Consider the following 23324-nt stretch of genomic DNA (forward strand, 5'->3'; position numbering starts at 1 on the left):
GGCAGCAGGACCTGCGGCGGGTTGAGTCCCACACCCGGAACCGGCGGCTCCGTCGCCGGTTCCGCGGTTCCAGGGGAACTTCCTCGGCTGGTGCTCAAACCGCGCTAGCGGCGGTGGTGAGGGTTTCCCAGGCGGCGGGCCACTGGGCTCGCCGGTGCGCCTTGCGGACTTCCTCGCGTTCCACGAGACGCCCTGCGGCGAAAGCGGTTCCGGCCTCCGGACGCGGTCCGAAGCCGTCGAGCAGCGCTCGGAGGCGCTCCGCGGCGAAGCAGGCGTCCTGGTGCTCGCCGAGGACGTCCTGGAACCCCTTGGCCGCTTTGATCAGCCGGGTCACCGGCGCACCCAGCAGCGGTTCGGCGAGCTCGGCGGTGTAGCGGACCTTCTTGCCGTCGATGCGGAGCGAGTGCAGTTCGTCGTCGGTCGGTTCGGCCGGAAGCCGCTCTACGGCCCTCCGCAGCTTCGCGATCTGACGCCGCACGAGCCCGCGGAGCAGCGGCTCGGCGTCCACATCGGAGTCCACGCCGGGCAGTTCCCGCGTCGCCCAGGCCAACCGCTCCAGCAGCTTCCGGTACCGCTCGCTGTCCAGGGCCGCCAGCATCTCGGCCCTGGCTTTCCGGTGCTCGGCGTCCAGGCCGGAGATCAGCTGCTCCGCGGCGCTGCGCTCGGCGTCGGGAAGGCCGGCGCACTCCGAGCGGAGCCGTTCCCGCAGCACGTCCAGGTCGCGGACCGGGCCGAGGGCCCGCCCCAGCCAACCGAGTTCCGCGCGCAGCGGCTCGGACTCCTCGCGGTCCAGGAACGGCCGGGCCGAGCGCAGCATCGCCCGCATCCGGCGCACCGGCACCCGCATCTGGTGGAGGTCTTCCGGATCGTCACCGCGGCGCGCACCGGCCTCGTGGGCGAGCAGCGCCCGCAGCCGCGCGTCCAGCGCGGCGCGGACGTGCGCCGTGATCGTGGCCTCGCGGTCCACCTCGACCGGCTCGGAGGCCAGCACGTCTTCGAGCAGCCGGGATGCAGCCATCCCCCCATGCTAAGACGGCCCAGGGCCGCCACCGTCGCCGCGCACAGGCACGTCTAGGCAGCGAAGGGCCCCTCCCGCCGGGAGCGGGAGGGGCCCGTCGAGTGCGCTGGGGTCAGTCGTTGGCGTGCAGCGCCGCGTTCAGCTCGACCTTGCCGCCGGTGCGGTTGACGACCTCGACCGCGCCGGTGGTGGAGTTGCGGCGGAACAGCAGGCCGTCGTTGCCCGAGACCTCGGATGCCTTGGTGATCGTGCCGTCCGGCAGCGTGATCTTGGTGCCCGCGGTGACGTACAGGCCCGCCTCGACCACGCAGTCGTCGCCGAGCGAGATGCCGATGCCACCGTTGGCGCCGATCAAGCAGCGCTCACCGATGGAGATGACCTCCTTGCCGCCGCCGGACAGCGTGCCCATGATCGACGCACCGCCGCCGACGTCGGAGCCGTCACCGACCACGACGCCCGCCGAGATGCGGCCCTCCACCATGGACGCGCCCAGCGTCCCGGCGTTGAAGTTCACGAAGCCCTCGTGCATCACGGTGGTGCCGCTGGCCAGGTGCGCCCCCAGCCGGACCCGGTCGGCGTCGCCGATGCGCACGCCGGAGGGCACCACGTAGTCGACCATGCGCGGGAACTTGTCGACGCTGTAGACGGTGACCGGGCCGCGCGCCCGCAGCCGCAGCCGGGTCGCCTCGAAGCCCTCCACCGGGCACGGGCCGTGGTTGGTCCACACGACGTTGGCGAGCAGTCCGAACTGGCCGTCCAGGCTCACCCCGTGCGGGCGCACCAGCCGGTGCGACAGCAGGTGGAGCCGCAGGTAGACGTCGTGCGCGTCAGCCGGCGCATCGGACAGCTTGGCGATGTCGACGCGGACCGCGATGACCTCGACACCCCGGGCGTCATCCCGCCCGAGCAGCGCGACACCGGCCTCGCCGAGCGATTCGGCGGCCTGCTCCGCGGTCAGCTTCGTCGTACCGGACTCGCCGGAATCGCTGAGCTTGACGGTCGGGAACCAGGTGTCGAGCACCGTGCCGTCGTCGGTCACGGTCGCCAGGCCCACGCCGTGGGCGCCCGTGGTCTGCGGGTCGGGGATGTTCGCGCTCATCCTTGGAACGGTAATCGGCAACGCCGCACCCGGCCTGCACGGGGGTCAGCTCTTGAGGGCGCTCGGGAGGTGACAACCGGTGGTCAACGTCAGGATCGTGGTCCCCGCCGTGCCGAAGGTGTAGACGGCGCCGTAGGCGTCGTTGCCGGTGATCTCGTGGTCGCGGGTGCGGTTGATGATGATCTCCGGCTCGCCGAAGCCGTACTCGGCCGTGATCGAGCGGACGATGGACACCGCGACCGGCCAGTCGGCGTCGGTGATCGGCTGGGCACCCCGCCACGACTCCAGCACCCTGCTCTCGGCGTCGGCACCGGCGAACTCCGAGCAGTCGACCCTGCTCTCCGGTGCGGACACCGCCCACTTCAGCGGGCCGACCAGGTGGTCCAGCAGGTCCCGGAGGCGCTGCTGCATCTGCGCGTACTGCGCGCTGATCTGCTCGATGCTCGGGCGCTGCTGGAGCGCGCTTCGCGGGTCCAACACTGCTACCCCCGTCAGAGTCGGACGTCGTTCCGGACGTCAAGAGATGATGCCGGACCGCTCGAGGCGACCCGGACGCGGCACCCGCGGGAGCACCCGTGCGAGTACCGATGCTCAGCCGAACAGGTTCAGCGCGAAGCTCATCAGGCCGAAGGCGACCACCGGCCCGATGCCCAGGGCGAGCAGGCCCACGACCACCGCGTGACCGTCGACCTCGGTCGTCGGACCCGGAACCGCAGGAAGACCGGCCCGGCCAGCAGCACCAGCACGGAGCCCCGTGACGACCCCGGCCGGGGTGCAGCCGCCGTGCCCGCCGGGATGGCGGGGCACCACAGCGCTCCAGACCCCCGCGAACGCGGTGAACGCGGCCAGCGGCACCGCCACGACCGTCGCGAGAGCCGCGAACCACAGCGGCGGTGCGGCCGCTGGTGTCGGCGTCGTCGTCCACGACCCGATCCCGTCCGCGGAAGGCAGGTGGTGGCGGGTGCACGCGCTCGGGACCGTGCAACCGGTTTCGCGGAAGCTGTTGATGGCGTGGAGAACCCCCGGGAGGCGCACCTGCTCGGCCTGCGCTCCGGCTGCGCGCCACGCTCGCGGACCCGCTCCGCACCCCATGTCGCCTCCGCCACCACCGGTTCACGAGCCTAGTCCGATGATCTCGGCCGTGGTGGCGGCTGTCGTGATCCGGTCCCGCCGATGCCTGTCCTGCAGGTCAGCGCGGTAGCCTGCCGGGCGTGACCGCTTCGTTGGACCTCACCTCGGACCCCGTCGAGCTGACCGCCGCGCTGGTGGACATCCCCAGCGTGTCCGGCTCGGAGAAGACCATCGCGGACGCCGTGGAGCAGGCGCTGCGCGCGCAGGCACCGCACCTGGAGGTGGTCCGCAACGGCGAAGCCGTGCTGGCGCGCACCCACCTCGGCCGCGGCACCCGGGTCGTGCTGGCCGGGCACCTCGACACCGTGCCGGTCAACGACAACCTCCCGTCCCGGCGCACCGGTTCCGGCGAGGACGAACTGCTGCACGGCTGCGGCACCACCGACATGAAGAGCGGCGACGCGGTGATGCTGAACCTCGCCGCCACGCTGGGCGAACCGCGGCACGACCTCACGTTCGTGTTCTACGACTGCGAGGAGATCGAGGCCGAGCGCAACGGGCTGGGGCGCATCGAGCGCGAGCTCCCGGAGTGGCTCGAGGGCGATCTGGCGGTGGTGTGCGAGCCGTCCAACGGCGCGATCGAGGCGGGCTGCCAGGGCACGATCCGCGTCGAGGTCCGCACCACCGGCACCCGCGCCCACACCGCGCGGGCGTGGATGGGGGAGAACGCGATCCACGCCGTGCAGCCGATCCTCCAGCGGCTGGTGGAGCACACGCCGCGCAACCCGGTGATCGACGGCCTCCAGTACCGGGAAGGCCTGCAGGCCGTGAAGATCTCCGGCGGAGTCGCCGGCAACGTCGTGCCCGACTCGTGCGTGGTCACCGTCAACCACCGCTTCGCCCCGGACAAGTCGGCCGAGCAGGCCGAAGCGGAGCTGCGGGAGATCTTCGCGGGGTACGAGGTCACCGTCACCGACCTGTCGGCGGGTGCCCTGCCCGGGCTGACGTCCCCGGCGGCGGCGGAACTGGTCGAGGCCTCGCAGTCCGAGCCGGTCGCCAAGCTCGGTTGGACCGACGTCGCCCGCTTCGCCGCCCGCGGCCTGCCCGCGGTCAACTTCGGCCCCGGCGACCCCACCCTGGCCCACACCCAGCAGGAGCACGTCCGCACTCCCGAGATCCGCCACTGCGCCGAAACCCTCCAACGCTTCCTCAGCTGACCGCGAGGTCCCTGGAGCCGAGCCCCGATCACCGCGGTTGTCCGTCCTGCTCTGCGGTGTGGTGCTGGGGGAAGCGTGGAGTTGTCGAGTGCTCGGGCCAGCAGTCCAGGAGTGGAGCTCTGCGGTGGTCGGGTGTCCCGCGCGACTTCGGTCGGACCGACCTGGACACCGCGGTATCCGGGAGTACCCCGGTACTCGGGCAGCCTGATCCGTCTTCGAACCCGCCCCCCGGCAATCCGCTACCCCGAGCACCGAGGCCGCCCGCCCGGGGAGGTCAGGCCGTGCCGAGGATTCCCGTGTCGGTGGCCTCCTGCGTGGTGTGCGGGGCGCGTTGGTTGGGGAGTGCCGGGGTCGGGGTGGACTCCTCCGGCAGTTCGGCGGCGTGGCGCTCGGCTTCGGTGAGTTCCGGCGCCTCGGGTTCTTCGGGCTCCTCGCTGGGCTGCTCCGAGCCCGTCTTCTCCTGGATCTTGTCCACGAACTGCAGCAGCTCCACCGGGAACGGCAGGACCAGGGTCGAGTTCTTCTCGGCCGCGACCTCCACGACGGTCTCCAGCAGCCGCAGCTGCAGCGCGGCCGGGGTGTCGGACATGACGCGGGCCGCGTCGGAGAGCTTGCGGGACGCCTGGAACTCGCCGTCGGCGGAGATGACCCGCGACCGGCGTTCGCGCTCGGCCTCGGCCTGGCGGGCGATGGAGCGCTTCATCGACTCCGGCAGCGAGACGTCCTTGATCTCCACCCGGTCGATGTGCACGCCCCAGCCCAGCGCCGGGCTGTCGAGCATCAGCTCGAGGCCCTGGTTGAGCCGTTCGCGGTTGGACAGCAGGTCGTCGAGGTCGCTCTTGCCGATGATCGACCGCAGCGAGGTCTGCGCGACCTGGCCCACGGCGAACAGGTAGTCCTCGACGTTGACCACGGCACGTGCCGCGTCCTGGACCCGGAAGTAGACGACCGCGTCCACCCGGACCGTGACGTTGTCGCGGGTGATGCCCTCTTGCGCGGGCACCGGCATCGTGACGATCTGCAGGTTGACCTTCTGCAACTTGTCCACGACCGGGATGATCGTGGTGATGCCCGGGCCGCGGGTGAGTTCCTGCAACTTGCCGAAGCGGAACACCACGCCCCGCTCGTACTGCTTGATGATCTTGACGCTGGAGGCGGCGTAGACGACACCGAGCACGAGGATTGCGATGAGCAGTTCGATGAGCATGACCGGCTCCCGGGCTCGCGGAGGAACACGGCCCGACGGCGCTGGAGCGCCTCCGTAGATCGTGGAGCAGACCTGCGTGTCGCGCCCGGCTCGCGTCGCCGGCGCCGCTAGATCTTTTCTTCGTATCGTACGCCGCGAGGCCGTCCTGTGAATCCCAGGTGAACAGGCCTTTCGTCCCGCGTGCGCAGCGGCGGGGCGGCTCGGACGGCGATCTGCAACTGCGTACGCTCGTCGCTATGACAGTCGACGGTCAGTGGGGTGAACCCAACGGTGCGGAGCGACCGCACGAGAAGCAACGCGGCCCCGTGGTGCTGCGTCGTTCGCGGCTGAGCGAGCCGACCACCACCGACCAGCGGTTGCTGGACTCCAGAGGACCTTCGGACTGGGTGCACACCGACCCGTGGCGGGTGCTGCGCATCCAGGCCGAGTTCGTCGAGGGCTTCGGCGCGCTGGCCGAGGTGCCGCGGGCGGTCACCGTGTTCGGCTCCGCGCGCACCCCGCGGGAGCACCCCGAGTACGCCACCGGCGTGGCCCTCGGGCGTGCCCTCGCGGGCATCGGCTGCGCGGCCATCACCGGTGGTGGGCCCGGCACGATGGAGGCGGTCAACCGCGGCGCCTCGGAGGCCGGCGGGCTGTCGATCGGACTGGGCATCGAGCTGCCCTTCGAGCAGGGTCTGAACCCGTGGGTGGACCTCGGCGTCAACTTCCGGTACTTCTTCGTCCGCAAGACGATGTTCATGAAGTACGCGCAGGCGTTCATCTGCCTGCCCGGCGGGTTCGGGACCATGGACGAGCTGTTCGAGTCCCTGACCCTGGTGCAGACGAAGAAGGTCACCAAGTTCCCGGTCGTGCTGTTCGGCAAGGACTACTGGCAAGGCCTCTACGACTGGATCCGGGACAACATGCTCGCCGGCGGCAAGATCGGCGAGAAGGACATGGCGCTGCTGCACGTCACCGACGACATCGACGACGCGGTGTCGGTCGTGGCGGAGGCGTACGAAGCGTGGGAGGCGACCCATTGAGCAACGTGTCGGTGTGCGTCTACTGCGCGTCCGGGCCGGTGCCGCAGCACTACCTGGAGCTGGCCGCAGCGGTCGGCAGCAAGATCGGCAAGCGCGGGTGGACGCTGGTCTCCGGTGGCGGCAAGGTCTCGATGATGGGCGAGATCGGCCGCGCGGTCCGGGCCGACGGTGGTCGCACCATCGGCGTCATCCCGCGCGCGCTGGTGGACCGGGAGGTCGGTGACACCGACTCCGACGAGCTGCTGGTCGTCGACACCATGCGCGAGCGCAAGGGCCTGATGGACGCCCACGCCAACGCGTTCCTGACGCTGCCCGGCGGCATCGGCACGTGCGAGGAGCTCTTCGAGATCTGGACCGCCCGCTACCTGGGGATGCACGACAAGCCGGTGGTGCTGCTCGACCCGGACGAACACTTCAAGGGACTGCTGGACTGGCTCCGCGGCCTGGTGGAGAGCGGGTTCGCGTCGCAGCACTCGGTGGACGTGCTCACGGTGACCTCGGACATCGACGAGGCGTTGGACGCACTGGTCCCATGAGCGCACGACCACTGCGGTTCCGGGACAAGGAGATGCCCGCGGACCGGCCGCTGGTGATGGCCATCGTCAACCGCACCCGCGACTCCTTCTACGACCGCGGCCGCACCTTCACCGCCGAGGCGGCGTTCGCCGCGGTCGACCGGGCCGTGGCGGACGGGGCCGACATCGTCGACATCGGTGGAGTGCGAGCCGGTGCGCAGGGCGAACGTGTCGACGCCGAGAGTGAAGCCGCGCGCGTGGTGCCGTTCGTGGCGGCCGTGCGCGAACGGCACCCGGGCCTGGTGATCAGCGTCGACACCTGGCGGCACGAGGTCGCCGACCGGGTCTGCGCGGCCGGTGCCGACCTGGTCAACGACACCTGGGCCGGTGCTGACCCGCGGCTGGCCGAGGTCGCCGCCGAGCACCGAGTCGGGGTGGTCTGCTCGCACACCGGCGGGCTGGAGCCGCGCACCGACGCCTACCGCTCCCGCTACGCCGACGTCGTCTCCGAGGTGACCGAGGAGCTGGTCGCGCGGGCCGAGCGGGTGGTGGCGCTGGGCGTGCCGGCCGAGGGGGTGCTCATCGACCCGACGCACGACTTCGGCAAGAACACCTGGCACGGGCTGGCGCTGCTGCGCCACGCCGGTGAGCTGGCCGCCACCGGCTGGCCGGTGCTGATGGCGCTGTCGAACAAGGACTTCGTCGGCGAGACGCTCGGCACCGAGGTCACCGAGCGGTTGGAAGGCACGTTGGCCGCGACCGCCGTGGCGGCGTGGCAGGGCGCCCGGGTGTTCCGTGCGCACCAGGTGCGCGAGACGCGCCGGGTGCTCGACATGGTCGCGAGCATCGCCGGGACCCGGGAGCCGGACCAGGTGCTGCGCGGCCTGGCCTGATCAGGCCGCGCCGACCGCGGTGCGGACCAGGTGCGTGAGCGCCGGGATCGGGACGTCCGGGCGGACCTGGCGCAACACCGGGGCGAACCGGATCCAGCGGGACTGCACCCGCGGCGGGCTGGGCTGCTCGACGGCCAGCTCGTCGACGAGCTCGGCGAGCCGCCACTTCGACTCCTCCAGGTCCAGGCTCGGCTCGGGGTGCTGGTCGAGGACCTCGACCAGCGAGTTCAGGTAGACGCGGATCTGGTCGAGGGCGGCCAGCCGCTCCTCCTGCCCGGAGGTGGCTCGTGGTTGCGGCGCGTCCCTGGTGAGCGGGTCGGTGCCGCTGGTCGTGTCGGTCTGGCTGTCACGCACGGGTATCGGCTCCTGGTCTGGTCCGGCCGGAGGGGAGGGGGCCTCCGCTTCCCGATCTCCGAGTGTGCTCGGATCAGCCGATCGGGAGCGTCCGTTCGGGTTCGTGCCACCCGAACGGCCGACTCACGCCGCTGTGATTCACATCATGGGAGTCAGGATCCAGAAAGGACCTTGGTCCTCTTGTGCGCAGCCGGTGACACTGCCCGGAAATATCCGTAGAGTCACTACCTGTGAAGGCTGATGCGCTCCGCGGCCACCTGGACGCCCTGCTCCTCGCCACGCTCGACGGCAGGGCGTTGCACGGGTACGCGATCATCGAGGCTTTGCAAGAACGCAGTGGTGGCGCCCTGGACCTGCCCACGGGCACGGTCTACCCGGCGCTGCGCAGGCTCGAGCGAGCCGGGTTCGTGCAGAGCTCCTGGAGCACCGTTGGCGGCCGCCAGCGGCGCACGTACCAGCTCACCCAGGCCGGCACCCAGACCCTCCAGGCGGAACGGCGCGCCTGGCGGGAGTTCACCCACGCCATCGAAGGTGTGCTCACCGCCCCCGCCAAGGCCTGATCGGCCGTCCGCGGTCGTCCGGTCGGTGCGGCGTGCCACGATTGAGCCGTGGCTAGTGCGCTGATCTACCTGTTCGTGGTGCTGGTGGTCGCGGCCGTCGTGTACCTGCTGGCTTCGCTGGTCTTCGGGCGGGGCGAGCAGCTCGCGCCGCTGCCGCCGGGCTCCACGCCCACTCGGCTGCCCGCCTCGGACGTCGAGGGCTCCGACGTGCGCGCGGTCCGGTTCCAGCAGGTCCTGCGGGGCTACAAGGCCACCGAGGTGGACTGGGTGCTGGACCGCTTGGCCGGCGAGCTCGACGAGCTGCACGGCCGGATCGCGGTCCTGGAGCGCCAGCTCGACGTCGCCGGTCAGGAGCTGGAGAAGGCTCGCGCCCAGGGTGGTGCCGAGGATGGGTGACGGCGCGGTGGTCGTCGGCGAGGACGGCCGCGCCCGGTGCCCGTGGGGCGCCGGCCAGCCCGACTACGCCGAGTACCACGACCAGGAGTGGGGCGTCCCGCTGCGCGGCATCCCGGAGCTCTACGAGCGGATCACCCTCGAGTCGTTCCAGTCCGGCCTGTCGTGGCTGACGATCCTGCGCAAGCGGCCCGCCTTCCGGAAGGCCTTCGCCGGGTTCGACCCCGAGACCGTCGCGCGCTTCGACGAGGACGACCGGCAGCGGCTCCTGGCGGACGCGTCGATCGTGCGCAACCGCGCCAAGGTCGACGCCGCGATCACCAACGCCCGCGCGGTGCTGGAGCTCGACCGGCCGCTCGACGAACTGCTCTGGTCCTTCGCGCCTCCGCCGCGCGCCGCGTCCCGGCGCCCGGTCGAGCTCGGTGACGTCCCCGCCACGACGCCCGAGTCCCAGGCCATGGCCAAGGAGCTGAAACGCCGCGGCTTCGTCTTCGTCGGACCCACCACCTGCTACGCCCTCATGCAGGCCACGGGCATGGTCGACGACCACCTCGAGGGCTGCTGGCGGGCCTGACCCGTCGAGCGGCGGAAGCGCGGACCCGCAGCGTCCGGTCAGCGAGCACGGCCGCAGCGGCACCCGGGTCCGAGTGCCGCCGAGGTTCCGCGCCCGCCCGCAGCTCTGCGGGATCAGCGACCGGTGAAGCGGGGGTCGCGCTTCTCGACGAAGGCGGCGACCGCTTCCTTGTGGTCCTCGGTGAGGCCGGCTTCGTTCTGCGCGCCCGCTTCGACGGCGAGGGCCTCGTCGAGGGCTTCCGCCGAAGCCGCCTGGACGGCCTCCTTGATCCGCGCGTAGGCGAAGGTCGGCCCCGCGGCCATCTTCGTCGCCAGCTCCAGAGCGACGCCCAGCGCGTCGTCGACGACCCGGTTGACCATGCCGATGCGCAACGCCTCGTCGGCCTGCACCGGCTCCGCCAGCAGCAGCATCTCCACCGCGCGGCCGTAACCGATCAGCCGCGGCAACGTCCAGGACGCGCCGGAATCGGCCGACAGCCCGACGTTGGCGAAGGCCATCAGGAACTTCGAGCCGGTCGACGCGATCCGCAGGTCGCTGGCGTAGGCCAGCGAGGCACCCGCGCCCGCGGCGGTGCCGTTGACGGCGGCGATCACCGGCTTCGGCATGGTGGCCAGCGCCTTCGTGATCGGGTTGTAGTGCTCCTCGACGGTCTTCAGCGGGCTCGGGTCGCCGCTGGAGAGGAGCTCGATGTGCTCCTTGAGGTCCTGTCCCGCGCAGAACGCCTTCCCGGCTCCGGTGATCACCAGGGCGCGCACCGAGTCGTCCGCCGCAGCTTCGCGCAGGGCCGCCAGCAGCGCCTGCTTGAGCTCGATGTTGAGCGAGTTGAACGACTCGGGGCGGTTCAACGTGAGCAGCCGCACACCCCCGGTGTCCTCGGTCAGCAGTACGTCGGTCACTCCAAGCTCCTTGCCTTGACGTCCGTTGTGGCGGGTCGCGCGAGCACTTCCACTGTGGACCGCGCGGCCGGCGTGCCGTCCCGGGTGGACGGTGTCACCGCAGGTCGCCGCGGACTCCGCCGCGACCTGCGGTGACACGCCGGAGTGAAACGACTCCTCACGGTGATCGCCGGATCTCCTGCGATGTGCCGACCGGCGCCGAAACACCCCACACGAACGGTGAGTCTGCCAGCCCGCGGGGATATTCGACCAGCGCACGGGCGACACGAGTTGATCGGTTCGGTTTCGTCCACGCCTCGGGATGGGGGAGAATGGTGACGGACCCGAACTGGTTGTGGCGACCAGCGGGGGAAGATTTCACGGAGGGAGCACGCTATGGCGGCCATGAAGCCCCGGACCGGTGACGGTCCCCTCGAGGTGACTAAGGAGGGACGCGGCATCGTGATGCGCGTTCCGCTTGAGGGTGGTGGGCGGCTCGTCGTCGAGATGTCGGTCGAGGAGGCCAAGAACCTGGGCGACGCCCTGGAGTCGGCCACCGGCTGAGGCCGCCAGGCGGCCCGGGACGCGTTGCCGGCCGATCATCCCTGGTCACGGCGCTTCCCGGCCGAAGCGACAACTCAAGATCACGTCGACGAGCGGTGAGCACGCTTCGCCGTTGTCGGGCCCCGGTGCCGAGCGCGGTGCCGGGGCCTCTCGTCGGCCCAGTTCGAGTCAGCACGGCCAGTCCGTGCAGGAAGGTCTTCTCGTGTCCGGTGCCTCCGTGTTCCGTTCCGCCCAGCCCACCCGAGGGGTGGAGCCCGAGCTTCCCGTGATCCCGACCGCTCTGGTCGAAGTGGACGTGGTGCAGCGGTGGCGGGACGGAGTGCCGGGCGCGACGGCGGTCTTCGACGGTGAGACCGGCCCGGACCTGGCCTCCGCGGCCGAACCGTTCTCTGTGGACCCGGACGTGCTCAGCGCGATCGGCGCCTCGGCGTCGGCCGGGGACGCGAAGGCGTTCCCGCTGCGCTCCGGCGGCACTGGTTGGGTCGTCGGCGTCGGCTCTGGCGAACCGGAGAAGTGGCGGGCCGCCGGCGCGGCTCTGGCTCGCGCGGTGCGCGAGCGGCTCACCGGGATCACCGACACCGAGTCCGAACCGGGCGACCTCGGGGACGCCTCCGACGCCGACTACCTGCAGGTTCGGCTTCCCGACGACGCCGGCGAGGAGCTGATCGGCGAGCTGACCCTCGGGCTCGCGCTCGGCGGTTACCGGTTCAAGGTGACCGGCGAGCCCGCGCCGCCGCGGCTGCGCAAGGTCCTGCTGGTCGCGCCGGAAGGCGCCGACGTCGAGCCGCTGCGCGAAGCCGTGCGTCGCGCCCGCGAGCTGGCGGCGGCGACCGCGCTGGCCCGCGACCTGGCCAACGCACCCTCCAACGTCAAGGACCCGGCCTGGTTCACCGGGGTGGCCGTCGAACTCGCCGGCCCGATCGCGAACCTCACCGCGACCGTGCGCGACGAGAAGTGGCTGACCGACAACGGTTTCGGCGGCATCCTCGCCGTCGGCGGCGGTTCGTCGCGCCCGCCGCGGCTGCTGCAGCTCGACTACCGGCCGCAGGACGCGACCGGACCGCACCTGGTCCTGGTCGGCAAGGGCATCACCTTCGACACCGGCGGCATCTCGCTCAAGCCCGCCGACGGCATGCACCTGATGCGCACCGACATGTCCGGTGGCGCGGCGGTCATCGGCGCGCTGCTGACGATCGCGCGGCTCGGTCTGCCGGTGAAGGTGACGGGACTGGTGCCCTCCGCCGAGAACCACGTTTCCGGCACCGCCTACCGGCCCGGTGACGTGGTGCGGCACTACGGCGGCAAGACCACCGAGGTCGGCAACACCGACGCCGAGGGCCGCATGGTGCTGGCCGACGCGATGGCCTACGCCGTCGAGCAGCTGCAGCCCGACCTCCTGGTCGACGTCGCGACGCTGACCGGCGCCATGAAGGTCGCGCTCGGCCTGCGCACCGGCGGTCTGTTCGCCACCGATGACGAGCTCGCCGAGCAGATCACCGACGCGGGCGGGCGCGTGGGCGAAACCTGGTGGCGGATGCCGCTGCTGGAGGACCACGCCGACGCGGTCGAGGGCTCGCTCTCCGACCTCAAGCAAACCCCGGCCGGTCCGGGCGGCGTCACCGCCGCGCTGTTCCTCCGCGAGTTCGCCGAGGGCGTCCGCTGGGCGCACCTGGACATCGCGGGACCGGCGCGGGCGGACAGGGACTACTCCGAGGTCACCGTCGGCGGCACCGGTTTCGCCGCGCGCACCCTCGCCGAACTGGCCGCTTCGCTGGGCTGAGTCGCGCGCCACCGGTGATGACCGGCACGCTCGCGGGCGCGGGTGATCGGCGGGTGCCTACCGTCTGAAGCATGGTGTCGGCCCGACGACTGCGGAGGATCCGGTTCGCGCTGCTGCTCGGCGCGCTCGCGCTGTTCGCACTGCTCTACGCGCCACAACCGGTGCTGCCGCAACTGGCGGGCGAGTACGGCCTGAGTCCGGGAGCCGCGGCGCTGCTGGTGTCCGCGGCCACGCTCGGGCTGGCGGTCTCGGCGATCCCCCTGGGCACGCTGTCGGAGGCCGTCGGCCGGCGACGCACCATGATCACCACGCTGGTCGTGGCCGAAGTGCTCGGCTTGGCGCTGCCGTGGGTGCACTCGTTCGCGCTGATGGTGGCGTTGCGGCTGGTGCAGGGTGCGGCCGTGGCCGGGCTCGCCGCGGTCGCCACCGCCTACCTCGCCGACGAGACCGGTGGGGTGCGGCTGGGCACCACCGTCGGCCTCTACGTCGCGGGCACCACCATCGGTGGCATGACCGGCCGCCTGCTCGGCGGCGTCGTCGGCGACTTCTGGGGCTGGAGCGGCGGTGTTCTCGCGGTTGCCCTGCTGGCAGCGGTGTGCACGGTCGCGTTCGTCGCGCTGCTGCCGCCGGAGCAGCACCACCACCGGCAGCCGCTGCGCTGGGCACCGCTGCTCGGCGGCCTGGGGGCGGCCCTGCGCGACCCCGGCCTGTACCCGCCGTACTTGGTCGCGGCGTTGGGCATGGGCAGCTTCGTGACGGTCTACAACGTGCTGGGCTTCCGCATCACCGCACCGCCGCTGCTGGTGCCGCCGGCGTTGGCCGCGCTCGCTTTCCTCGCCTACGCCGCGGGCACCGCCACCTCCGCCCTCGCCGGGCGCGCGGCGGACCGGTGGGGACGGGTGCGAGTGCTGCTGACCAGCCTCGCTGTGACCGTCGCCGGACTCCTGGTGATGCTGCCGGACTCGGTGCCGATGATCCTGCTCGGTCTGGTCGTGTTCACCGGCGGCTTCTTCGGAGCCCACTCGGTCGCCAACGGATGGGTCGGCACCCGGGCCTCGAAGCAGGCCCGAGGCCAGGCCTCGGCGCTGTACCAGCTCGCCTACTACGGCGGCAGCAGCGTCGGCGGAGTCCTCGGCGGCATCGCCTACGGCACCTGGGGCTGGCCCGGTATGACAGTCCTGCTCACGACCTGGCTCGCCCTCGCCGCCACCGCAGTCCTCCTCGCACCCCAGCACCAGCCGACCCCGCACCTCCCACCCCTCAGCTGACCCGCTCCAGCCGCCACCAGGCACAAGGACCCCGCGGAACTCCCACCTCGAGTCACCCCGGACAGCGTCGACCTTCCCGCGAAGCTCGACCCCCGAAGGCCGACCCCCGAAGGACGAGTTCGAACTTCGCGAGAACTTCGAGCACCGAAGGGCGAGCCGCGAAGGGAAAGTCCGAAGTTCGCGTGAACTTCGACCCCTGGAGTTCGAGGTCGAACTGCACGAGGGATGTGTATCCCCGGCGTGCTGGTACGCGACACGCTGCGGTGAGTCGGGGAGCTGGGTCGTGCCCAGGGGCGCCTGGGCTCTCACCGGGGTGCCGGAGTGTCTTCTCAAGACTGGCCGGAGCTGTTCTCCGGGACTGGCGGGACTCTTCGGACGGGCTCTTCGGGTGTGCCCTGTTCGGGCTGCCGTGGGGGCCGTCGGAACACCTCGTCACCAGCGGTGCCGGGCTGGAGCTCCGCGTTCTGGTTCGAGGGGGCAGGACGCCGGGGATCGGCTTCTCGGAGTGCCTCGTCACCAGTGGCTGGCGCTTGGCCGCTGCACGAACGAGGGGCGCACGCCGGAATGCGGGCCTCGGGGTTGCCTCGTCACAGCGGCACCGGGCCTCTACCCGCCGCTCTCGTCCGAGAGGCACGAGGTACGCGTGAGGGGGCGGGGGTGGTGGAGGCGCGGGGACCCGCGCACCTGCTCTCCGGTCCAGGAGGCTTGAGGCTCAGGTGGCGTCTGTGTCGTACGGGGGGCGCTCGCCCGGGGCGAGGGGGCGTTCGGGTGGCTTGGGCGCTGCCGCCGGGCTGTGGCCGTTGCTGGACGTGGGAGGTCCGCTCAGCGGGGAGGAGTTCTTGGAGAACTCGTCGAACGGGTTCTCGCCGTCCCACAGGTGCTTGGTCACGGCCGTCTTCGGGTTGAAGTTGCGGACGCTGCGGAGCTCGTCGAGCGGCTTCTTCAGCTCGTCGAACTCCGGGCCGATCTCGGAGCGGATCTGCTCGCGGGCTCCGGTCGCGTACTCCCTGACCTGCCGGATCGTCTTGCCCAGCCACGCGGCTCCCTGGGGCAACCGCTCGGGGCCGAGCACGAAGAGCCCGACCATGGCGAGAATCAGGAGCTCGGGCCAGCCGACGCTATCGAACACCTCTCGACTCCTCTGGGATCCTCGCGGCTCGGGGACCGACGCCGAGCTGCCAACAGCCCCAGAGTACCGACCGGGTGATACCGGTCGAAGAGGGGAATCGGCGCAACTTCACGCCGTGTCCCCGCGGTGCCCTGCTGTTGACGTCGGCGTGACCGGTCATGAGAGCGTCACGTCGAGCACCAGCTCACGGCCCTGCCGGACCACGGTCACGGGTACGCGGTCGCCGACCTGGTACCGGTCCACTGCCACGATGAGTTCGTCGGCGCTGCCGACCTTGCGGTCGCCGACCTTGATGATCACGTCGCCCTCGGCCATGCCGCCACCTGCGGCGGCGCTGGCGTCCCGCACGTTCTGCACCTGGGCACCGTCGGCCAGCCCGTCGCTGACGGACTTCACGTTGACGCCGAGGTCGGCGTGCCGGACGGTCCCGGTGCGGATGAGTTCTTGGGCGATCCGCCGGACGTCGTCGATCGGGATCGCGAACCCGAGACCGATCGAGCCGCCCTCACCGCCCGAGCCGAGCGTGCGGATGGCGCTGTTGATGCCGACCACCGCGCCGGAGCCGTCGACCAGCGCCCCGCCCGAGTTGCCCGGGTTGATCGCGGCGTCGGTCTGGATGGCGTCGATGACGGCGTTGGTGTCGGTGCCCTCGCCGGCCAGCCGCACCGGTCGGTGCACCGAGCTGACGATGCCGGTGGTGACGGTGCCCGCCAGGCCCAGCGGCGAGCCGATGGCGATCACGTCGTCGCCGACCTTGAGCTTGTCCGAGTCGCCGAGCTGGGCGACCGTCGGGTTCGCGACCTCCACCTTGAGCACCGCGAGGTCGGTCTTGACGTCCCGGCCGACGACCCGCGCCGGAGCCCGGGTGCCGTCGTGGAAGACCGTCGAGACCTGCGCGTTCGGGGTGTCCGCGGCCATCGAGACGACGTGGTTGTTGGTGACCACGTAGCCGTCGCCGTCGATGACCACGCCCGATCCGGAGCCGCCCTGCCCGCCGATGCGGACCTCGATGGAGACCACGGCCGGCACCACCCGCTGCGCGACCTGCGACACCGACCCGCGCGGCCGGTCGCTCGCCCCCTGGTCGACCTCCGCGAGCGTGACGTCCGGGTTGACCAGCGGGTTCCCCTCCTCGGCGGTGATCCGCCCGAGAAAACCGCCGGCCAGGCCGACCAGCAGTGCGAGCACGCCGAGGATGGCCAGCGCGCGCGGGTGCACGCGGCGGCCGAAGAGCACTTCGCGGGCGCTGAGCAGTGGCCCGGGTTCCCGGTCGCCGTCGTCGCCGGACTGCGGCTCGGCGACTGCGGGCGGGCCGAGGATGGCGCCCGCCGCCGGGTTGCGCCACGGGTCGCGGTCACCGGAGTTCCACAGCGCCGGGTCGGGCTCGGTCTCCGGCGTCATCGGTTCCTCGCCCGGTGCGCGTTGCAGCGGGTCGCTGCCGTGCGGTGGGCGGCCGAACGCCTGCACCAGCGCGTCCGGCGCGGGAGGGGCCTGCTCGATGCCGCGCGGGGGAAGTCCGTGTCGCTGCGGGTCGAAGCTGCCGGAGACGCCGTCCGGGCGGGCGAAGGCGTGGCGCTGGGCGGGGTCGACCTCGGGGCGTTCCAGAGGGCGCGGGCGCAGCCGGTCGTGGGAGCGCCCGTTGCCCTCCTCGGCCTGGGCAGGAGCCGCCGCGTACCGGTCGGCGGGGACACCGCGGCCGGTCATGGTGCCGCCCTGCCAGGGGTGCACCGGCTCGGCATCCTGCTGACCCGCCGCAGAACGGTCGTCCCGGCGCGCGCCGGGACCCTGCGCGGGCGTTCCTGGCTGGTCGCTCATCGCTCCCCGGGCTGTCCGATCGGGCTCGTCGCTTCGAGTGGATCACACGGGCCCGTGGCCCGCCTCACCGGCATGATGCCGCTGGACCCATTTTGCCCGCAGCGCGGTGAAGTCCGTGTGGAGTGGGCGCGAAATGGCCAGCGGTTCAGCCGGTGGGCGGCGCGGTCGTGGTGGCGGCCGAGGGGCTCGCCGAGGCGACCGGGGGAACGGATTCCTCCGGCGGAGCCGAGGGGACCGGCGGAGAGGCGGGCTGGCGGGCGGGTGCCGTCGACGACGGCAGCGCGGTGTTGCCCGCGGCCGGGATGACGGCGTTGGTGAACGCCCCGCCGGGCAGCGGCATGGGCGCACCCGGCAGGGGCTGACCGTCCTCATCGGTGGCGGGGAGGTTCATGAAGGCGAGCGCCCCGAGCACCAGCCCGGAGAAGACGACCCCGGCGCCCTGCTTGGTGCGCCGCCCGACCCGGCGGTCGGCGTCGTCCTGCGGCGCGTCGTAGGGACTGGCGGCGCTGCCCAACGGCTGCTGCGAGCCGCCGAGCGGCGTGGAGGACCCCAGAACGGGTCCGCTGCCGAAGCCCTTCACCCGGTTCGGGCGGGACACGGTGACGAGCTGTCCGTCCGAGGTCAGAGCGAGGTTCTCGGGCTGCGCGGGGAGCTCGGCGCTGGAGGGGATGGCCTGCAGCGCCTGCAGCAGCTCCGGCGAGACCGACGGGGTGTCAGCCGCGCGGATCGCGGCCCGGGCCTGCCGCTGCGCTGCGGCGTCGGCCGCGCACGCGGGGCAGTTGGCCAGGTGTGCGACCGCGCGGTCGTGGGCGCTCGGGCTGAGCTCGCCGTCGACGAACGCGACGAGAGCGTCCAGCGCGAGGTGCTGGTCGGACAGCCCCCACCCCCGCAGCACCGTCATCCGTCATTCCTCCCGGCTTGTTCGCGGCGCGCTTCGAGCGTCGACTTCAGCATCTGCCGCCCACGGTGGATCCTGCTGCGCACGGTACCGAGCTTCACGCCCAAAGTGGTACCGATCTCCTCGTACGAGAGGCCTTCGACGTCGCAGAGCACGATGGCCGCGCGGAACTCCGGCGGGAGCTGGTCCAGCGCCGCCTGGAGGTCGGGATCGAGGTGGGTGTCGTGGAAGACCTGCTCCGGCGTGGGAGCGCCACTGGGCAGCCGGTCGGTGTCCTCCGGCAGTCCTTCCATGCGCAGGCGGGACCTGCGGCGGGCCATGTCCAGGAACAGGTTCGTCGTGATCCGGTGCAGCCACCCCTCGAACGTGCCCGGCTTGTACGACGCCAGCGAGCGGAAGACCCGGATGAAGGTCTCCTGGGTGAGGTCCTCGGCGTCGTGCTGGTTGCCGGACAGGCGGTAGGCGAGCCGGTAAACCCGGTCGGCGTGCTGCCGGACCACCTCGTCCCAGCTGGGCGGTGTCCAGGCGGCTTCCTCCGCACCAGGCGAGACGGTGGTCGGCGAAACGCTGTTCTCGTGGGACCGGTCGGTGCCGGGGGCCACGCTCATCGGCTGTGTTGCCATCGGGCGAAAAGCCACCTCCTGTGGGCCTTGCATCTACCAGAACGCGCGGAGCGGGGCCTGTGTTCCCAACGCCTGGTGCGCAGGTGAGACGCCGATGGTTGTCGGTGCTGTCGTCCACTGTCGTGTTCCCCGGTGATATGGGAATGAAAACCACCTGAGATGCACCTGAGAGTTCGGGTGAGGTTGCTCTCACCCGCTTGGCCGCGCGACGGCGGTCACGCGGAGTGACGAGACGTCGCGCATGGAAACGGCCGTCTAACGATGTCGTCCGAAGACATCATCTGAGCGCCGAACGCCGATAACCTTCCGCGTTGTGATTCCCGAGAGGTCGGTGGCCCGCTACTCGACGGGCGGCGTTGCGGTGGGGGAGCAGACACGTGCTCGCCCGGCCGGTGAGGGTCCGCAGGACTCGCCGGTCGGAGCGTCGTCGCTGCACGTGCTGCGCTTCCTCGCGGCCGCGCTGCGGGCCAAGGCCGTCGTGGAGATCGGCACCGGGTCCGGTGAGACCGCCCGGTGGCTGCTCCGGGGAATGCTTCCCGACGGCGTGCTGACCTCGATCGACGCCGACCCGGCCAACCAGCGCGTGGCCCGGGACGCGCTCGGCGAGGAGGGTGTCGCGCCCGCCCGCACCCGGATGATCACCGGCTGCGCCGTGGAGGTGCTGCCCCGGCTCACCGAAGGCGGCTACGACCTCGTCTCGGTGGGCGTCGCCAGCTCCGACTACCCCGCCTACCTGGAGCTGGGCGTGCGGCTGCTGCGCCCCGGCGGGGTCATCGTCTTCGCCGGAGTCCAGCTGGGCGGCCAGGAGGACAACCGCGGTGCCCTGGCCACGGCCATCCGCAGCATGGTCAAGCGCGTCCAGGAGGACGAGGAGCTGGTCCCGGTGACGCTCCCGACCGGACCAGGCCTGCTAGCAGCGGCCAAGCGTTGACCTGGGAACAGCCAGGAGCCGCCCTGCTCCCGCTGGATGAACTCACCGCGTCGCGGCGTGCACGCCGCGACGCCGCACCTGGAACAGCGGCTCCGCCGCCTCGCTGAACGACCCGCGGTGCGAGGTCGGCCCGCTCGGATGCCGAGGTGGTCCTTCCCCTCCGCGGGAGGGGAAGGACCGGCGAACCTCGTGCGTCAGGCGGGCGAGACCGACAGGAGCTTGCCCGCGAGGCCTCGGGCTCGGGTGCCGAGGCGCTTGGCGATGTCGTTGAGGGCCGCGCCCGCCGGGGAGTCCGGCTCCTGCAGCACCAGCGGCTCGCCCGCGTCGCCGCACTCGCGCAGCCTCGGGTCCAGCGGGATCTGGCCGAGCAGCGGCACCTCGGCGCCCAGCGAGCGGGTCAGCGAGTCGGCCACGATCTGGCCGCCGCCGGAGCCGAAGACGTCCATGCGCTGGCCGTCGGGCATCTCCATCCAGGACATGTTCTCCACGACGCCGGCCAGCCGCTGGCGGGTCTGCATGGCGATGGCGCCCGCGCGCTCGGCCACCTCGGCGGCGGCCTGCTGCGGGGTGGTGACCACCAGGATCTCGGCGTTCGGGATCAGCTGCGCGGTCGACAGCGCGACGTCGCCGGTGCCGGGCGGCAGGTCGAGCAGCAGCACGTCCAGGTCGCCCCAGAAGACGTCGGCGAGGAACTGCTGCAGCGCGCGGTGCAGCATCGGCCCGCGCCAGACGACCGGGGTGTTGCCCGGGGTGAACATGCCGATCGAGATGACCTTCACGCCGTGCGACTGCGGCGGCATGATCATCTTCTCGACCTGGGTGGGCTTCCCGCCGGCGCCCAGCATGCGGGGCACGGAGTGGCCGTAGATGTCGGCGTCGACCACGCCGACGGACAGGCCGCGGGCGGCCATCGAGGCGGCCAGGTTGACCGTCACGCTGGACTTGCCGACACCGCCCTTGCCCGAAGCCACGCAGTAGACGCGGGTCATCGAGCCGGGCTCGGCGAAGGGGATGCGCGGTTCCTCGGCGTCGCCGCGCAGGCTGCGGCGCAGTTCGGTGCGCTGCTCGTCGCTCATCACGTCGAGCTCGACCTGGACCGAGGTGACCCCGTCGACGGCCGCGACGGCGTCGTTGACCCGCTGCGTGATGGTCTCGCGCATCGGGCAGCCCTGGACCGTCAGGTAGACCTCGACCGTCACGGCCCCGCCGTCGCCGATGGACACGCTCTTGACCATGCCCAGGTCGGTGATCGGCTTGCGGATCTCCGGGTCCTCGACCTTGGTGAGCGCCTGGCGAACGGCTTCCTCGGTCGGCGCGGACTGCGTACTGGTCACGGTTACCTCGACAAGCGTTGGTGAACGTGGTGGGGACGGGACGTGTCCCGCCGAACCTGAAAAGGGTCTCACACCCGAATCCGGCAGCCCCCATGTTACGGACGAGTAGAGCACCGGGGGAACGCCATCAGCCCCGGTAGGGCTGTCACCCGGGGTGGTGGTCCAGGGGCGCTGCGAAGTCAAGGGAGTGCGGACAGTAACATCCGTCACGTGGCCGAGACGGCTCTGGACCGATTACCGACGCGAAGTGAATTGTTGGCGTACCGCAGCTTCCTCCGCGCGCACGCCCGGGTCACGCGCTGCCTCGAAGGCGACCTGATCGCCGAGCAGAGGCTCACCCTGGCCGCTTACGACGTCCTGGAAGCGCTGGCCGAAGCACCGGAGCAACGGCTCCGGATGACTGAACTCGCCGATGTCGTGCTGCTGTCGCGCTCCGGGGTGACCCGGCTGGTGGACCGCCTGGAACGGCTCGGGCTCGTGCGTCGCGTGCGCGTCGACTCCGACGGGCGCGGGGTGCAGGCCGTGATCACCGAACGAGGTGAGGGGCGGCTGCGGATGGCCTCGGCGACGCACCGCAACGGTGTCGCCCGCTACTTCCTCAACGCCGCCGACGGCGAGCTGGACACCCTGGTGCGCGCCTGCGAACGCCTCGCGGACGGGGGTGTGCCCTCGCCGCCAGGCCAGCGTGCGCAAGCATGAGCGGGTGACCTCCCTGATCAAAGCCGTGGGCCTGGTGCGCTTCGTGGACCGCCGGTTGCTGCTGGTCCGGTCCGAGGACCAGCACGCCTTCTACCTGCCCGGCGGCAGCATCGAGCCGGGCGAGAGCGAGCCGGAAGCGCTCCACCGCGAGGTCGCCGAGGAACTTGGCGTCGAGCTGCGCGAACCCCGCTTCTTCGCCCGCTACCGCAACGACGCGGTCGGCCGCGGTGACGGGGTGGAGGTCGACCTCGCCTGCTACACGGGGGTCTTCGACGGCGAGCCGGTCGCCTCCGCGGAGATCGCCGAGCTCGGCTGGTTCACCCGGGCCGAGTACGCCGAGCACCGCGTCACAGCACCGGCGATCCTCGACCTCTACGCCGACCTCGATCCGGCGTGGTAGACACCCAGGCGTGCCCGGCACCCGAGCGGTGCCGGCGTGACCAGGTGGAGCGGTGCGCGACCTCGTCGTTGCGAGGTCGCGGATGTGGAGGTCGAGACGTGGACGGTCGTCGTGCCCGGCGCAGTTGCTTGGCGGTGCCCGGGTCGAGCGCGAAGATGATCGACAAGGCCCGCGGGCTCGGCGTCGACCAGTTCTTCCTCGACCTGGAGGACGCGGTCGCACCGCTGGCCAAGGCCGAAGCGCGGGACCGGGTCGTCGGCGCGCTCAACGAGGGCGGCTGGGACGGCAAGGTCCGGTCGGTGCGGGTCAACGCGCTCGACACCGAGTGGACCTACCGCGACGTGGTGACCGTCGTCGAGGGCGCCGGTGCCGAGCTGGACACGATCATCCTGCCGAAGGTCTCCAGCCCGGACCACGTGCGCTGGCTGGACCTGACGCTGACCCAGGTCGAGCGCGCGATGGGCCTGGAGGTCGGCCGGATCGGCGTCGAGCCGCAGATCGAGGACGCCCGCGGGCTGGTCGAGATCGACGCGATCGCCGCGGCACCGCGGGTGGAGGCGCTGATCTACGGTCCGGCGGACTTCATGGCCTCGGTCAACATGCGTTCGCTCGTGGTCGGCCAGCAGCCTCCCGGCTACGACGTGGGCGACGCCTACCACTACACGCTGTTCCGCATCCTCACCGCGGCGCGCGCCGCGGACGTGCAGGCCATCGACGGCCCGTACCTGCAGATCAAGGACGTCGACGGGCTGCGCGCGGTCGGCGGTCGTTCCGCCGCGCTCGGTTTCGACGGCAAGTGGGTGCTGCACCCGGCGCAGGTCGACGCGGTCAACGAGCTGTTCTCGCCGCGCCAGGAGGACTACGACCACGCCGAGAACATCCTCGACGCCTACGAGTGGCACACCTCCGCGGCCGGTGGCAAGCGCGGTGCGGCCATGCTCGGCGACGAGATGATCGACGAGGCCTCCCGGAAGATGGCGCTGGTCATCGCCGGCAAGGGCCGGGCTGCCGGGATGGAGCGCACGGACCGCTGGACGCCGCCGGAAAGCTGAAGCCGGCCCACGGCGGCCCGTCGTGGCGGTACG

General features: G+C 71.7%; 26 protein-coding genes. 14 read left to right on the top strand and 12 right to left on the bottom strand.

Translation table 11 applies throughout. The annotated features are described in order from the left end of the window. Positions 1-94: 94 nt before the first annotated feature. From EIL87_RS16165 to EIL87_RS16180, 4 genes are all read right to left on the bottom strand, one after another. Positions 95-1018: a CHAD domain-containing protein gene (locus tag EIL87_RS16165; RefSeq protein WP_125091363.1), complete on the bottom strand. Its 924-nt coding sequence runs from the start codon at positions 1016-1018 to the stop codon at positions 95-97. A gap of 112 nt (positions 1019-1130) precedes the next feature. Continuing rightward, the gene (gene dapD / locus EIL87_RS16170; RefSeq protein WP_125091364.1) at positions 1131-2117 is read right to left on the bottom strand and encodes a 2,3,4,5-tetrahydropyridine-2,6-dicarboxylate N-succinyltransferase; all 987 of its coding nucleotides are present in this window, start codon (positions 2115-2117) and stop codon (positions 1131-1133) included. Between the two features lie 45 nt (positions 2118-2162). Continuing rightward, the gene (locus tag EIL87_RS16175; protein WP_125091365.1) at positions 2163-2597 is read right to left on the bottom strand and encodes an LppA family lipoprotein; all 435 of its coding nucleotides are present in this window, start codon (positions 2595-2597) and stop codon (positions 2163-2165) included. Positions 2598-2708: 111 nt separating this feature from the next. Then, a complete protein-coding gene (locus EIL87_RS16180; protein ID WP_125091366.1) occupies positions 2709-3209 on the bottom strand; it encodes a hypothetical protein in 501 nt (166 codons plus the stop codon). Positions 3210-3328: 119 nt separating this feature from the next. Here EIL87_RS16180 and dapE point away from each other — a divergent pair, with 119 nt between their 5' ends. After that, on the top strand, positions 3329-4405 hold the full coding sequence (dapE, locus tag EIL87_RS16185) for a succinyl-diaminopimelate desuccinylase (RefSeq protein ID WP_125091367.1): 1077 nt from the start codon (positions 3329-3331) through the stop codon (positions 4403-4405). A gap of 274 nt (positions 4406-4679) precedes the next feature. Here dapE and EIL87_RS16190 read toward each other — a convergent pair whose 3' ends face one another. Then, entirely contained in the window at positions 4680-5612 is a 933-nt protein-coding gene (locus EIL87_RS16190; protein WP_125091368.1) for a slipin family protein, read from the bottom strand. A gap of 236 nt (positions 5613-5848) precedes the next feature. Here EIL87_RS16190 and EIL87_RS16195 point away from each other — a divergent pair, with 236 nt between their 5' ends. Genes EIL87_RS16195 through folP form a run of 3 tightly spaced genes read left to right on the top strand, consistent with a single transcriptional unit; the run spans position 5849 to position 8042 of the window. Beyond that, complete coding sequence (locus EIL87_RS16195; RefSeq protein WP_125091369.1) at positions 5849-6634, top strand: LOG family protein; 786 nt, start codon at positions 5849-5851, stop codon at positions 6632-6634. A gap of 5 nt (positions 6635-6639) precedes the next feature. Beyond that, complete coding sequence (locus tag EIL87_RS16200) at positions 6640-7170, top strand: LOG family protein (protein ID WP_456114900.1); 531 nt, start codon at positions 6640-6642, stop codon at positions 7168-7170. Next, positions 7167-8042 carry a dihydropteroate synthase gene (gene folP / locus EIL87_RS16205; protein ID WP_125091371.1) on the top strand — a complete coding sequence of 292 codons (876 nt, stop codon included), beginning with the start codon at positions 7167-7169 and terminating at the stop codon, positions 8040-8042. Before EIL87_RS16200 ends, folP begins: the two co-directional genes overlap by 4 nt. Here folP and EIL87_RS16210 read toward each other — a convergent pair whose 3' ends face one another. Beyond that, on the bottom strand, positions 8043-8396 hold the full coding sequence (locus tag EIL87_RS16210) for a hypothetical protein (RefSeq protein ID WP_233576294.1): 354 nt from the start codon (positions 8394-8396) through the stop codon (positions 8043-8045). Between the two features lie 230 nt (positions 8397-8626). On the opposite strand from EIL87_RS16210, the gene EIL87_RS16215 reads away from it, so the two are divergent. From EIL87_RS16215 to EIL87_RS16225, 3 genes are read left to right on the top strand one after another with little or no spacing between them, the layout of a single operon-like run. Further along, on the top strand, positions 8627-8956 hold the full coding sequence (locus EIL87_RS16215) for a PadR family transcriptional regulator (RefSeq protein WP_125091373.1): 330 nt from the start codon (positions 8627-8629) through the stop codon (positions 8954-8956). Positions 8957-9004: 48 nt separating this feature from the next. After that, complete coding sequence (locus EIL87_RS16220) at positions 9005-9352, top strand: DivIVA domain-containing protein (RefSeq protein WP_125091374.1); 348 nt, start codon at positions 9005-9007, stop codon at positions 9350-9352. Next, complete coding sequence (locus EIL87_RS16225) at positions 9345-9923, top strand: DNA-3-methyladenine glycosylase I (protein WP_125091375.1); 579 nt, start codon at positions 9345-9347, stop codon at positions 9921-9923. Before EIL87_RS16220 ends, EIL87_RS16225 begins: the two co-directional genes overlap by 8 nt. 113 nt (positions 9924-10036) lie before the next feature. Here the strand turns inward: EIL87_RS16225 and EIL87_RS16230 are convergent, their stop codons facing one another. Continuing rightward, entirely contained in the window at positions 10037-10819 is a 783-nt protein-coding gene (locus EIL87_RS16230; protein WP_125091376.1) for an enoyl-CoA hydratase-related protein, read from the bottom strand. Positions 10820-11194: 375 nt separating this feature from the next. On the opposite strand from EIL87_RS16230, the gene EIL87_RS16235 reads away from it, so the two are divergent. The 3 genes from EIL87_RS16235 (at position 11195) to EIL87_RS16245 (ending at position 14410) form a co-directional block, all read left to right on the top strand. Continuing rightward, positions 11195-11362 (top strand): DUF3117 domain-containing protein, encoded by a 168-nt coding sequence (locus EIL87_RS16235; RefSeq protein WP_009949794.1) that lies wholly within the window; start codon positions 11195-11197, stop codon positions 11360-11362. Positions 11363-11627: 265 nt separating this feature from the next. Next, entirely contained in the window at positions 11628-13142 is a 1515-nt protein-coding gene (locus tag EIL87_RS16240) for a leucyl aminopeptidase family protein (RefSeq protein WP_199740441.1), read from the top strand. A 71-nt stretch (positions 13143-13213) separates the two neighbouring features. Continuing rightward, positions 13214-14410, top strand: coding sequence for an MFS transporter (locus EIL87_RS16245; protein ID WP_233576295.1), 1197 nt, complete (start codon positions 13214-13216; stop codon positions 14408-14410). A 712-nt stretch (positions 14411-15122) separates the two neighbouring features. On the opposite strand, the gene tatB is transcribed toward EIL87_RS16245, so the two are convergent. The 4 genes from tatB to sigE all read right to left on the bottom strand — a co-directional run bounded on the left by tatB (position 15123) and on the right by sigE (position 18875). Then, the gene (tatB, locus tag EIL87_RS16250) at positions 15123-15539 is read right to left on the bottom strand and encodes a Sec-independent protein translocase protein TatB (protein WP_125091378.1); all 417 of its coding nucleotides are present in this window, start codon (positions 15537-15539) and stop codon (positions 15123-15125) included. 156 nt (positions 15540-15695) lie between these two features. After that, positions 15696-17354, bottom strand: a complete 1659-nt coding sequence (locus tag EIL87_RS16255; RefSeq protein WP_233576296.1) for a trypsin-like peptidase domain-containing protein — start codon at positions 17352-17354, stop codon at positions 15696-15698. A gap of 145 nt (positions 17355-17499) precedes the next feature. After that, positions 17500-18255: a zf-HC2 domain-containing protein gene (locus EIL87_RS16260; RefSeq protein WP_199740442.1), complete on the bottom strand. Its 756-nt coding sequence runs from the start codon at positions 18253-18255 to the stop codon at positions 17500-17502. Then, positions 18252-18875 (bottom strand): RNA polymerase sigma factor SigE, encoded by a 624-nt coding sequence (sigE, locus tag EIL87_RS16265; protein WP_407690545.1) that lies wholly within the window; start codon positions 18873-18875, stop codon positions 18252-18254. The genes EIL87_RS16260 and sigE overlap by 4 nt, the downstream gene beginning before the upstream one ends. 313 nt (positions 18876-19188) lie before the next feature. Between sigE and EIL87_RS16270 the strand changes: the two genes are divergently transcribed. Continuing rightward, positions 19189-19806: an O-methyltransferase gene (locus EIL87_RS16270; protein ID WP_233576297.1), complete on the top strand. Its 618-nt coding sequence runs from the start codon at positions 19189-19191 to the stop codon at positions 19804-19806. A gap of 194 nt (positions 19807-20000) precedes the next feature. Here EIL87_RS16270 and EIL87_RS16275 read toward each other — a convergent pair whose 3' ends face one another. After that, positions 20001-21140 (bottom strand): Mrp/NBP35 family ATP-binding protein, encoded by a 1140-nt coding sequence (locus tag EIL87_RS16275; protein WP_125091379.1) that lies wholly within the window; start codon positions 21138-21140, stop codon positions 20001-20003. A 252-nt stretch (positions 21141-21392) separates the two neighbouring features. Between EIL87_RS16275 and EIL87_RS16280 the strand changes: the two genes are divergently transcribed. The 3 genes from EIL87_RS16280 (at position 21393) to EIL87_RS16290 (ending at position 23291) form a co-directional block, all read left to right on the top strand. Then, on the top strand, positions 21393-21839 hold the full coding sequence (locus EIL87_RS16280; RefSeq protein ID WP_125091599.1) for a MarR family winged helix-turn-helix transcriptional regulator: 447 nt from the start codon (positions 21393-21395) through the stop codon (positions 21837-21839). Positions 21840-21843: 4 nt separating this feature from the next. After that, complete coding sequence (locus EIL87_RS16285; RefSeq protein WP_233576298.1) at positions 21844-22239, top strand: NUDIX hydrolase; 396 nt, start codon at positions 21844-21846, stop codon at positions 22237-22239. A gap of 98 nt (positions 22240-22337) precedes the next feature. Then, on the top strand, positions 22338-23291 hold the full coding sequence (locus EIL87_RS16290) for an HpcH/HpaI aldolase/citrate lyase family protein (protein WP_125091381.1): 954 nt from the start codon (positions 22338-22340) through the stop codon (positions 23289-23291). Positions 23292-23324 lie beyond the last annotated feature (33 nt).

The sequence above is a fragment of the Saccharopolyspora rhizosphaerae genome, assembly GCF_003931915.1.
GTDB lineage: Bacteria > Actinomycetota > Actinomycetes > Mycobacteriales > Pseudonocardiaceae > Saccharopolyspora > Saccharopolyspora rhizosphaerae.

Coding starts and splice junctions, on each gene's coding strand:
- EIL87_RS16190 (WP_125091368.1), bottom strand. CDS start 5,612: ATGCTCATCGAACTGCTCATCGCAATCCTCGTGCTCGGTGTCGTCTAC.
- EIL87_RS16235 (WP_009949794.1), top strand. CDS start 11,195: ATGGCGGCCATGAAGCCCCGGACCGGTGACGGTCCCCTCGAGGTGACT.
- dapD (WP_125091364.1), bottom strand. CDS start 2,117: ATGAGCGCGAACATCCCCGACCCGCAGACCACGGGCGCCCACGGCGTG.
- EIL87_RS16245 (WP_233576295.1), top strand. CDS start 13,214: ATGGTGTCGGCCCGACGACTGCGGAGGATCCGGTTCGCGCTGCTGCTC.
- EIL87_RS16225 (WP_125091375.1), top strand. CDS start 9,345: ATGGGTGACGGCGCGGTGGTCGTCGGCGAGGACGGCCGCGCCCGGTGC.
- folP (WP_125091371.1), top strand. CDS start 7,167: ATGAGCGCACGACCACTGCGGTTCCGGGACAAGGAGATGCCCGCGGAC.
- EIL87_RS16255 (WP_233576296.1), bottom strand. CDS start 17,354: ATGAGCGACCAGCCAGGAACGCCCGCGCAGGGTCCCGGCGCGCGCCGG.
- sigE (WP_407690545.1), bottom strand. CDS start 18,875: ATGGCAACACAGCCGATGAGCGTGGCCCCCGGCACCGACCGGTCCCAC.
- EIL87_RS16195 (WP_125091369.1), top strand. CDS start 5,849: ATGACAGTCGACGGTCAGTGGGGTGAACCCAACGGTGCGGAGCGACCG.
- EIL87_RS16180 (WP_125091366.1), bottom strand. CDS start 3,209: ATGGGGTGCGGAGCGGGTCCGCGAGCGTGGCGCGCAGCCGGAGCGCAG.
- EIL87_RS16260 (WP_199740442.1), bottom strand. CDS start 18,255: ATGACGGTGCTGCGGGGGTGGGGGCTGTCCGACCAGCACCTCGCGCTG.
- EIL87_RS16165 (WP_125091363.1), bottom strand. CDS start 1,018: ATGGCTGCATCCCGGCTGCTCGAAGACGTGCTGGCCTCCGAGCCGGTC.